Below are 10,911 nucleotides of genomic sequence, written 5' to 3' on the forward strand. Positions count from 1 at the left end.
CCGCAAAAAGGCTGTGGTTGCATAACAAGCTGCACCCTCCCAAACAACTTGCCCTGTTTATCGAGGACGGTAAAATCGTCAACATGAAGCCACTTCAATAGAACTTGAACTGTAAGCCTCAAAGGCCGCCGCTGTGGTAAGCAGTTTGAGGCAGCTCTGAAAACGAAAAGATCGACCCAGCACCCCAAGCTTGAATAGATTTCTTCCTTGCCTATGCTTGACCTGACTTGGCTGGATCCCCTTGTCCAGCACTTTCAACTGGGGGATCCAGAGCCACCCGAAGCCATCCGAGTGGGCCTCATTCACCAAACTTGGAAACTCAACACCTCTGAGGGATCCTTCATCGTCCAGCGCCTTCATCCCCGATTTGATCCTGCTGTCACTGAAGATGGTCAAGCCATCGGCCAATGGTTGAGACAACACGGCTTCCCCGTCCCCCAATTCCGCCGCGCTCGCGATGGATCCCTGCACTTGTCCTGGGCAGAAGGGCTGTGGCGGGTCATGGATTGTCTGCCGGGATCCTGTCACCCAACTCCTCCCAATTGGGGCTATCTGGAAGAGGCGGGGGCAGCCGTTGGACGCCTGCATCGACTCTTGGCCCAGATGGACTATCGTTTTCGCTTCCAGATCCCGCATTTTCACGATACGGCTCACCTTTGGCAACAGCTACGCCAGTATGAGCCGGCCCCAGAAGTGCAGGCAGAATGGCAGTTTTTAATCGAAACTGTGCCCAATCTTCTGCTGCCCTCAGGGATCCCAACTCAAATCATCCACGCCGATCTCAAGTTCAACAACTTTTTGTTCGATGAGCAGGGGCGATTTGTGGGCCTGGTGGATCTGGACACCTTCATGTATCACAACCTCTATGTTGAACTGGGGGATGCCCTGCGCTCCTGGGGTAAACGAGGAAATACCCTTCAGCCCGAGGCGATCCTGGCCGGGTTGCGGGGCTATGCCCAAACCGGGAACTTGCACGCCCTACAACCGGAACTCCTTCTCCAAGGGATCCAACTGATTACCCTGGAATTGGGGATGCGCTTTTTGCAGGATTGGTTTGAAGACGCTTACTGGAATTGGGATCCCCAGCGCTACCCCAGCCGCAAAGCCCATAACCTGGCCCGCTGCCAACAGCAAATTTGCCTCTATCAAGACCTCACCCAGAGGGCACCCCAACTGTTGGAGTCCATGCGCGCCCTTTTGTCTTGTGAGCAGCGGAAAGAGGGAAGGTAGCCAACAGGTTTGCCCAGCTTTTGACAGCTCGTTTTGGGATCTGCTACCGCGGCATAGGAATGAAACATTTCTAAATATTTCTGTGGCATTGCTTCCCGACTCTCCTCCCCCAGAGGGAGAGGGGCTGGGGGCGGTCGCGAAACGCCTAGGAAGTGTCTCAATCTAGTTTCAAATGACGATAACGCTCAATCTCGACTTTGACTTGGATCGCAATGGTCGGGAACACGCTCCAAGCTCCCCTAGGCGGTTTGCACTTGGCGCACCAACCCAGTCGTTTTCAGAGCAGCCAAAGCCCGATCCCGGTAACGGCCATAGCGCTCCTGCTTGTTGCGAAGCTTGCGCCCCTCCAAATCCGGCAACAGCCCAAAATTGGCCGGCATCGGCTGAAAGTGCCTGGGATCGGCGCTGCTGATGAACTGAAACAGGGATCCCATCATTGTTTCGGGGGGCAGCGTGATCAAGGGCAACCCCAGAGCCAGGCGGGCGGCGTTCTGTCCGGCCAACCATCCCCCTGCCACCGCGCAGGCATAGCCCTCGGTGCCCACCAACTGGCCGGCGGCAAACAGCGTGGGTCGGCGACGAAATTGCAAGGTCGGCCACAGAAGCTGGGGCGAATTCAAAAATGTATTGCGGTGCATCACCCCAAAGCGGACAAACTCCGCCTGTTCCAGGCCGGGGATGAGGCGAAAGACCCGCTGCTGTTCTCCCCATTTCAAGTTGGTTTGAAAGCCCACCAAGTTCCACAGCTGCCCTGCTTTGTCCTCTTGCCGCAACTGCACCACCGCGTAAGGACGGGATCCCGTGCGCGGATCCACCAGCCCCACCGGCTTCAAGGGGCCGAAACAGAGGGTGTCTTTGCCACGGCGCGCCATTTCTTCAATCGGCAAGCAGCCCTCGAAAAACTTGCGCTCCTCTCGTTCAAAATCCTTGAGGGGCGCCTGCTCCGCCTCCACCAGCGCCCGCCAAAACCGTTCGTACTCCGCTTCCGTCATGGGGCAGTTGAGATAGGCTGCTTCCCCCTTGTCGTAGCGGGAAGCCTGAAACACCACCGCTCGGTTCAACGAATCCCCGGTAACAATGGGGCTAGACGCATCAAAAAAGCTCAGGTACTCCAGGCCCGTAAAGGCTTGCAGTGCCTTGGCCAGGGGATCGCTGGTCAGAGGGCCGGTACAGAGGACGGCAATGCCCTCCGGGATCTCCGTCACCTCCTCCCGACGCAGGGTGATGCGGGGATGGTTTTGAATGGCTTCCGTGAGAGCCTGGCTGAAGCGGGCCCGATCCACTGCCAATGCCCCTCCTGCCGGCACTGCATGGCAATCCGCCGTCGCAATCACCAGGGATCCCAGTTGTCGCAGTTCTTCCTTGAGTAGCCCTGCCGCCCGATCGCTGGCTGCAGCCCCAAAGGAGTTGCTGCACACCAGCTCCCCCAACTGATCGGTGTGATGGGCCGGGCTCTGACGCACGGGGCGCATCTCCGAAAGGATGACAGGCAACCCTGCCTGGGCAATTTGCCAAGCAGCTTCTGTCCCCGCCAACCCCCCGCCCACAACATGGATGGGGGCAAAGGCTCCCGCTCGTGCAAGCGGGCTGGAAGCCCTTGGGTTAGTTGGAGGGTTCATCACAACCTCCGGGAGGGAAGAGAAGAATAGAACGCACCCTGCTAGGGCCGGAAGCGGTTCAGGTCAAACCCACTATACCAACCATCAGCATGGCCCGACCTGCACGAGGCAAGTGACCCAGAGGCGGGATACGCTACTAGATACGCTACTATGAGTACCCGCTGACACCCAGGATCCCGACCCATGACGGAAACGGCTGACCTTTGGCCACAGCTTTTGGGGCAGTTGCTGGATCGGCAATCTCTCAGCGAAGCCCAAGCTGAACAGTTGATGAACGGTTGGCTCCAGAACCAAGTGCCAGATGTGGTGTCGGGGGCGATTCTGGCGGCCCTGCAAGCCAAGGGTGTGAGCGCTGGTGAACTGGCCGGCATGGCACGAGTGCTACAGCGGGCTTCGCTGGGATCCCCGCTGGACTTGCCTCTCCTGGTGGATACCTGTGGCACCGGCGGCGATGGGGCCGGCACTTTTAACATTTCCACGGCGGTGGCCTTTGTGGTCAGTGCAGCCGGGATCCCGGTGGTTAAACATGGCAACCGTTCCGCCTCTGGCAAGGTCGGCTCGGCGGATGTGCTGGAGGCCCTGGGGGTGAACTTGGGGGCTGAGCCAGAGCGGGTGCGGGCGGCTGTGGCGGAAGTGGGCATCACCTTTTTGTTTGCTCCCCAGTGGCACCCGGCCATGCGGGCGGTGATCCCCTATCGGCGGGCCCTCAAGGTTCGCACCATTTTCAACCTGTTGGGGCCCTTGGTCAACCCCCTCTATCCCAACCGCCAGGTGATCGGGGTTTACGCCCAGGAGCTGGTGCCGGTAATGGCAGAGGCCCTGCGCCTGTTGGGACGGGAAGGGGCCATTGTGTTGCACAGCCGCGAAGGTCTCGACGAGGCCGGTCTGGATCAACCCACCGATCTGGGCATCCTGTCCGGTGGGCTGGTACGGACGGAAGTCTTGAACCCTGCAGATTACGAGCTGACCCTGGCACCCACCCAAGCTCTCAAGGGGGGGGATGTGGCGGAAAATGCCGCCATCCTCACCCAAGTTCTCCAGGGATCCGGGACGCCTGCCCAGCAGGATGTGGTGGCCTTGAATGCTGCTTTGGCCCTGCAGGTGGCCGGAGTGGCCCCCGATTGGAGAGCCGGGATCGCCCAAGCTCGCGAGATTCTCGCCAGGGGTGCCGCTTGGGATCGCTTGCAACAGCTGGTTCATTTTCTCAAGGCTTGATGCCGGTAGGAGCCCAGGAGAGGGCGACAGGGATCCCACCTGAGCCTAGGGCTAAAACTCCCGCCCTCGCCTAAAGGCCAGAACTTCATCCACCCCCAAGCGAGGCTTGCGCGGCAGGTTACCCGCTGCCGCATATCCAACCGCCAGCAGCATCACCGGCACGTAGCGGTCGGCAATGCCGAACTCCCGCTTTACCCCTTCCGGATCAAAGCCGATCATCGGCCCGCTCACCAAACCCTTGGCCTGAGCCGCGATCATCAGCGCCATGGCAGCCATCGCCCCAGAGCGAATCGCTTCATCCCGCGCCAAGGTGGGATTGTGGAGCATGCCTCTAACCCCCAAAACCCTGAACTTTGCTGAATTTACTGAGCTTTAGGCGGTTTGGCAAAAGTCATTGAGAGGGATATAGTAGACCAAGTTTCCCCCTGATCCTTGAGTCCACCGCAACGGTTGCCGGGAAGTGAAGGGGGAAAGCGCTCGGGGGGTATTCCTCAGGGCTTTGCGGGATACCGCCTTCCTGCTTGGACTCCGTCCCGCTGACGCGAACAGAGATAGGCAGGATGCGATCGCTTCTTTCCTGAACCATGTTCAGGAGAGTTCAGCGTGAATGTATCAGATAGGTTGCCTGGGCCATGTTCACCCAGCCTTCCGCTTTTTCGGGCGAGAGGATCCCGGCAGCAACGCTTCTTTGCACAATTTCAGGCAGTTTCTCATACCCCCGCAGATCCCCCAGGATGATAAACACCACCGATGCATCCGCCACCTTCTGTTGGTTGTAGGCCAGAGATTTGAGGCGCTCTTTGTCTTCCGGGTCGGTGACCGCAACAAACCGCCAGTGCTGAATGTTGAAGGAAGAAGGAGCTTCCGTAGCATAAGCCACCAGCTCTCGGATCTCCGCTTCCGATAAACGGCGGCTGGGATCCAATTTGTCGGCGGAAATGCGCTCTTTCAGGGCAGTTAGGGCGTCCATAGGGATCCTCAAGTGTCGGTAGAAAGGCTGCTCCCCCCAAAGGTAGGGGCAGGATTGGCAAATGGCTATACATTCCGTGTTCAAACGGTCTGTCTTCTTTGTTATCTCCCTTTTATCCAGCCTGTGGCAACCGGGTGAGGCACAAACTGGGCCTTGGCAGGGCAGGCAAGCGGGATCCCTAACGCAAAGGCAGGTATGATGGAAAAACAAACTGGTCTCATCTGGGTCGCCCGGTTAATCGTCGGATTGGTGTGGTTGATGGGGAGAAGCAATCGGTGAACTTCGGTCGAGTGCTGACGGCCATGGTTACCCCCTTTACCGATGAGGGGGAGCTTAACTACGATGAGGCCGCTCGTTTGGCCGATTACTTGGCAACCCATGGCAGTGACGGCTTGGTGGTCTGTGGCACCACAGGCGAATCTCCCACCCTAACCTGGCAAGAGGAGTATGAGCTGTTCCGCGTGGTGCGAGATGCCGTAGCCGGTCGGGCTAAGGTGATCGCCGGGACGGGATCCAACTCCACCCGTGAGGCCGTTGAAGCCACAAAAAAGGCCGCTCAACTCGGTTTGGATGGCTCTCTGCAGGTGGTGCCCTACTACAACAAGCCTACCCAGGCCGGCCTTTACGAGCACTTCAAGGCCATCGCCCAAGCCAGTGACCTGCCCATCTTGCTCTACAACATTCCCAGTCGGACAGGGGCCAGTTTACAGCCGGAGACCGTAGCGAAATTGGCAGAATTGGAAACGGTTGTCGCCATCAAAGAAGCCAGTGGTATGATGGATGTAGCTTCGGAAATTCGGCGACTCACTCCCTCGCGTTTCGCCATCTATTCAGGGGATGACTCTCTGACGTTGCCGCTCCTATCTTTGGGGGGGAGCGGGGTGATCAGTGTAGCCAGCCACCTGGTTGGGTTGCAGTTGCAGGAGCTGATCCAGAGCTACATCAGGGGGCAACACGATCAAGCTTTGGCCCACCACCTGCGCCTGTTTCCGTTGTTCAAGGTTTTATTCATCGAGACCAACCCAGTTCCGATTAAGGCCGCATTGGAGATGCAGGGTTGGCGAGTGGGTCGGGCGCGCCTTCCCCTAGCGCCTCTACAGCCCAGTTCTCTGCAGGTTTTGCGACAGGTGCTTGAAGAGATGGGCCTACTGGCTGAATCGAAGGGATCCGAACAAATGGCGACGAAAGTTTCATGATTGCATTTTTAGGCTTTGCTTCTGCCATGACCACGGTTTTCAGGAGTTTGCAAGGGGCTCTTTTGTGGCGTTTGACCTGTGGGTAGGTAGCTTTTTCCCTGAAAAGCTCTTCCCCGGCCTGGGAAATGGATGAGTTGCGGCTTTCGCCCACAACTTTGTCGGGGATAGCTTGTGCCCATTTCTGTTTTTGTTTTTTTACTGTTGAGGATCTAAACCCATATGCCAACACCACGTTCTTCAGTTGCTTCTCGTTCTGTAACCCCACAATCCACCTCTTCCGTTCAGATGATTCCGCTGGGCGGCGAACGGGAGATCGGCAAAAACACATGGGCCTTCCGCTACGAGGATGACATCATCCTCTTGGATGCCGGTTTGGCTTTTCCCGATGAGAGCATGCACGGCATTAATATCGTGCTGCCGGACATGACCTACATCAAGCAAAATCGAGACAAAGTGCGGGGGATGGTGGTTACCCACGGCCATGAAGATCACATCGGCGGGATCCCGTATCACCTGCGGGAATTTGATATTCCGGTCATCTACGGCCCCAGATTGGCGCTGGCGCTGCTGGAAGAGAAATTGCGGGAAGTGGGCCTGCTCAACCGCACAGAGCTGCGTCCTGTGGGCCCCCGCGAAATCGTTCCCTTGAGTAAGCACTTTTTTGCCGAATTCATTCGCAACACCCACTCGTTTGCCGATAGCTTTACGGTGGCTCTGCACACGCCTGTGGGCGTCATTATTCAGACCGGCGACTTTAAGATCGACCACACGCCGGTGGATGGGGAGTACTTCGACCTGCAGCGGTTGGCCGAACATGGAGAAAAGGGAGTGCTCTGCCTGATCAGCGACTCCACCAACGCGGAAGTGCCGGGGTTTACCCCCTCTGAAGCCTCTGTGGTGCCGGGTCTCACCAAGGCCATTGCCGGAGCCAAGGGACGGGTGATCATCACCACCTTTGCTTCTTCGGTGCATCGTCTCAACTTGGTGCTGCAGATTGCCGAACAGCAAGGTCGGGTGGTGTCTCTGCTGGGCCGCTCCATGCTAAACGTGGTGGCTCATGCGCGGCGCTTGGGCTACATCCGCTGCAAGGACGAGACGCTGCAGCCAATGCATGTGATCAACAGCCTGCCGGATGACCGGGTGATCATCCTCACCACCGGATCCCAGGGAGAACCGCTGGCTGCTCTTACCCGCATCGCCAACGGTGAGCACCCGCAGTTGCAAATCAAGCCAGGAGACACGGTGGTGTGGTCGGCCAACCCGATCCCTGGCAACACGATCGCAGTCTCGCGGGTCATTGACAAGCTAATGGAGCTGGGAGCCAATGTCATTTACGGCAAAGACAAGGGCCTGCACGTTTCCGGCCACGGCTGCCAGGAAGACCAAAAGCTGATGATTGCCCTCACCCGCCCCAAGTTCTTTGTCCCCACCCACGGGGAATACCGCATGCTGGTCAAGCACGCCGAAACCGCCATGAGCATGGGGATCCCGCGGGAAAACATTGTAATCATCGACAACGGCGATGTGGTGGAGGTGAACCGGGAGCGCATTGCCATCACAGGCCGCGTCCCCTCTGGCCTACAGATGATCGCCGCTTCCCACGATGGAGTGGTGATGGATGAGATGATGCAGGAGCGGCAGCAGATCGCCAAAGACGGTATGGTGACGGTGGTGATCAGCCTGGACGGCAGCGGCCAGTTGCTCTGCACCCCGCAGGTGCAAACCTTTGGCTTGGCGGGGGAAGGGAACCAACTCAAGGGATCCGACCTGAAACCCCTTCTGGAGAACACCCTTCGGCAAGCGTGGCCCCAATTTGCTCGCTCGCTGGAGCGGGGCAGCCTGGACATCGACTGGGCCGGCCTTAAGGGCGAAGTGGAGCGGGTGGTGCGCCGTTTCTTGCGAGAACAATTGCCCGGCAAGCCCACGGTGGCGGTTTTTGTGCAATCCCCTGAAGAGGAGTCTGTGTCTTCCCTGAGTGTGGAAACCCAACCGGAGCCGGTAGCGGGTGCTCTGGGCCGGCGGCGGCGTTCCTCGGCAGCGGTAGCTGCTTCCTAAAACTGGCCCGTTCTCCGTGGCTGGATCGTCTAAGCGCCTTTGGGATCCCTTGCCGAGCGCAGGGATCCTTCCTATTGTGCCGGCCTGTACCCATCTGCGAGAAAACCTCGGAGGGCAGACTCTGCCGCCGCATCTGGTTGCAGGGATCCCACCTCGCTAAAGGGAGGGCAGCGGGTTTGGGGAGGGAGCGGTTGCCGAAGGGCGCTCAAGAAGGCATCGGCCAAATCGGCGTAGCCCCGGTCGTTGGGGTGAAAGCCGTCGGCCAGCGGGCCGGGAAAGAAGGACTCGCGTCGGTAGGAGCGGGGATCGCAGAGCAAGTCCACCACTGGGATCCCCTGTTGGCTTAAGGGGTTGATGGCCCGTTGCGTGAGGCCAACCGAGATCAGGGAGAGCAGTTGGCGCACGCTGCTGGGTTGCTGCTGACCCAGAGGAATCAGGGCGAAGTTGGGCAAGTTGGCCACCGCCAGGCGAGCTTGAGGGGCACGGGCACGCACCGCTTGCAGCAGGGTTTGGTAATCGGCGGCGAATCGTCGGATCTGCTGATCGACGAAGGGCAAGGGATCCTCACCTTGGAGAGCCCGTTGAGCCGCCGCCAGAGCGATGGCGTTGGTATCGTTTCCGCCCACCCAAATGGTGATCAGGGTGGCATCGGGGGGAAGGCGCGGCACTTGATCCTGCAGCAAATTGGCCGGGATCCCCTGCCTCAGGGCTTGCATGGCGGGGCTGAGCACCGCTCCCGAACGGCCCAAATTGACCAGCTCAACCGGGGCCGGCAAAGACCGGGCCAGGCGGGGCACATAGCCCGTTCCATTGGGGCAGTCCAACGGCTCTGAGCGCTGGGGTCGAGTGCCGGCGGCGTTGGCTGGGCCATCACAGGAAATGGAGGCGTTGTGGCCAACGGCATCGCTGGCTCCCAGGGCAACGTAGCGGGTGAGGGTGGGTGGGCTGGGCACAACAGGGGATCCAGAACTGGCAGAGCAGGCGGTTAGCCCCAAACTGAGTATCAAAATCAGCAGGGAGAGGAGGAACACCCAGCTGTCTTGTTGTCTTGGAGTCGAGTTTTCTGGGGTTCGGGTGCTGGCATCCTTTGCAGAGAGAGGCATGGGAAAGCGGGCATAGATAGGGCGAGGCGGGAAGCACCCCCAGACAGGCTAGCCAAGGATCCCAAAATTGGCGAGGTATGGTGGGAGTATGCCGCTACGGTTTTGCAAGTCCCGCACCTACCACGATCCCCTGCATGGCGCCATCAGCCTGAATGGAGGGGACGCGGTTGAGGCTCTGCTCATTCGCCTGATCGATACACCGGCCTTTCAGCGGCTGCGCCGCATTCGCCAGTTGGACACGGCCTTTTTTACCTTCCACGGGGCAGAGGGATCCCGCTTTACCCATTCGGTGGGGGTGCTGCAGGTAACGCGGCGGCTGTTCGACAAATTGGCCCATCGCCACCCGGAGCTGCGTCCCTATCGGGCGGTAACCTTGGCCTCGGCTCTGCTGCACGACATTGGCCATGCCCCTTTTAGCCATGCCGGGGAAGAGATCTTCGGCTGCCGGCACGAGGTTTGGACGGCCCGCATTCTCCGGGAGGATCCCCAGGTGAGGACGCTGCTGGCGGAGTTTGATTCCCAACTGCCGGCCCAGATGCAGCAAGTGCTGCAGAAGCAGTTTCCCCTGCCGCTGGTAGGTCAGCTTATTTCCAGCCAACTGGACTGCGACCGCTTCGATTACCTGATGCGGGACAGCCTGCTCACGGGCGCCCAATATGGCCACCTGGACTTGGATCGCATCCTAACGGTGCTGGATTATGACCCGGAGACGGGATCCCTGTCCATCCCCGCCCGCAAAGGCCTGGGGGCCATCGAGCACTACCTGGTGGTGCGCTATTTCATGTACACCCAGGTGTACCAGCACCCCAAGAGCCTCTGTGCCCGTTTTATCTTGGAGCGGCTATTCAGGCGGGCAGAGGCGCTCCTGCAAAGGGGGGAGATTGAGCTGGATCCCATCCTCAGCGCTTGGTGCTGGGCCTCGCTGGCGGCTCAAAAAGGGGATCCCTTCGAGTTGCCGCTCCCCCTCTACTTGGCTGCCGACGATATCATCTTCAGCTACCCCATGCGCCTCTGGGCCATGTCGGGGAAGGATCCCATCTTGGCGGATCTGTCGCGGCGCTACTTGGAGCGGGATTTGTTCAAGGCCCGCAACATTACCCAGTTGTCTGAGGAACAACGCCAAACCCTGGTGGCTGCTGTGCAGGCCAAAATGCTGCAGGACGGGCTGGATCCTGAAAGTTACTTGGGCATCCGCTCTGCCCATGTCCAGGGCTATAGCTTTTATGACCAAGGGATCCAGCTCAAAACCGAGCGTGGCTATGAAGAAATTGCCCATCTTTCCCCTTTGGTGCGTGCCTTGGTGGAAACCCAGCGCCAGGTCTGGCTAATCTTTCCCCGGCCCTATGGCGATATCGTAGAGGGGGTTTTGTCTGCCTAGAAAATCATTGGGCCATCCCAGAGCTAGAGCATTAGAGGTGGGAATCTGTTCGTAAACTACCCGACCCCGACCGCTAAGCGGTACGGGGCGGGCTTTCAGTAGCCCTGAGCCTGCTCTGCTCTACCAGAGAACAAAACAAGCCCGG

Annotated in this window: 9 protein-coding genes; 5 read left to right on the top strand and 4 right to left on the bottom strand. The window is 59.1% G+C overall.

The window, feature by feature from the left end; genetic code table 11:
• Positions 1-213 precede the first annotated feature (213 nt).
• The gene (locus ACVW0C_RS06400; protein ID WP_187147247.1) at positions 214-1,230 is read left to right on the top strand and encodes a phosphotransferase enzyme family protein; all 1,017 of its coding nucleotides are present in this window, start codon (positions 214-216) and stop codon (positions 1,228-1,230) included.
• 239 nt (positions 1,231-1,469) lie between these two features.
• On the opposite strand, the gene trmFO is transcribed toward ACVW0C_RS06400, so the two are convergent.
• Entirely contained in the window at positions 1,470-2,849 is a 1,380-nt protein-coding gene (gene trmFO, locus ACVW0C_RS06405) for an FADH(2)-oxidizing methylenetetrahydrofolate--tRNA-(uracil(54)-C(5))-methyltransferase TrmFO (protein WP_457384672.1), read from the bottom strand.
• A gap of 183 nt (positions 2,850-3,032) precedes the next feature.
• Between trmFO and trpD the strand changes: the two genes are divergently transcribed.
• Positions 3,033-4,064, top strand: coding sequence for an anthranilate phosphoribosyltransferase (gene trpD, locus ACVW0C_RS06410; protein WP_414329730.1), 1,032 nt, complete (start codon positions 3,033-3,035; stop codon positions 4,062-4,064).
• 51 nt (positions 4,065-4,115) lie between these two features.
• Here trpD and ACVW0C_RS06415 read toward each other — a convergent pair whose 3' ends face one another.
• Positions 4,116-4,391 carry a nitroreductase family protein gene (locus tag ACVW0C_RS06415; protein WP_457384673.1) on the bottom strand — a complete coding sequence of 92 codons (276 nt, stop codon included), beginning with the start codon at positions 4,389-4,391 and terminating at the stop codon, positions 4,116-4,118.
• Positions 4,392-4,662: 271 nt separating this feature from the next.
• The gene (locus tag ACVW0C_RS06420) at positions 4,663-5,034 is read right to left on the bottom strand and encodes a nitroreductase family protein (protein WP_457384674.1); all 372 of its coding nucleotides are present in this window, start codon (positions 5,032-5,034) and stop codon (positions 4,663-4,665) included.
• Between the two features lie 275 nt (positions 5,035-5,309).
• Here ACVW0C_RS06420 and dapA point away from each other — a divergent pair, with 275 nt between their 5' ends.
• Together dapA and ACVW0C_RS06430 are read left to right on the top strand one after the other, a co-directional pair.
• Positions 5,310-6,230, top strand: a complete 921-nt coding sequence (gene dapA / locus ACVW0C_RS06425; protein ID WP_457384675.1) for a 4-hydroxy-tetrahydrodipicolinate synthase — start codon at positions 5,310-5,312, stop codon at positions 6,228-6,230.
• Between the two features lie 219 nt (positions 6,231-6,449).
• Positions 6,450-8,285 (top strand): ribonuclease J, encoded by a 1,836-nt coding sequence (locus tag ACVW0C_RS06430; protein ID WP_457384676.1) that lies wholly within the window; start codon positions 6,450-6,452, stop codon positions 8,283-8,285.
• 71 nt (positions 8,286-8,356) lie between these two features.
• On the opposite strand, the gene ACVW0C_RS06435 is transcribed toward ACVW0C_RS06430, so the two are convergent.
• Positions 8,357-9,238: an SGNH/GDSL hydrolase family protein gene (locus ACVW0C_RS06435; RefSeq protein WP_457384677.1), complete on the bottom strand. Its 882-nt coding sequence runs from the start codon at positions 9,236-9,238 to the stop codon at positions 8,357-8,359.
• Positions 9,239-9,476: 238 nt separating this feature from the next.
• Here ACVW0C_RS06435 and ACVW0C_RS06440 point away from each other — a divergent pair, with 238 nt between their 5' ends.
• Positions 9,477-10,766: an HD domain-containing protein gene (locus ACVW0C_RS06440; RefSeq protein ID WP_414349558.1), complete on the top strand. Its 1,290-nt coding sequence runs from the start codon at positions 9,477-9,479 to the stop codon at positions 10,764-10,766.
• The last annotated feature ends 145 nt before the right edge of the window (positions 10,767-10,911 follow it).

The organism is Thermostichus sp. OS-CIW-26, from assembly GCF_054058395.1.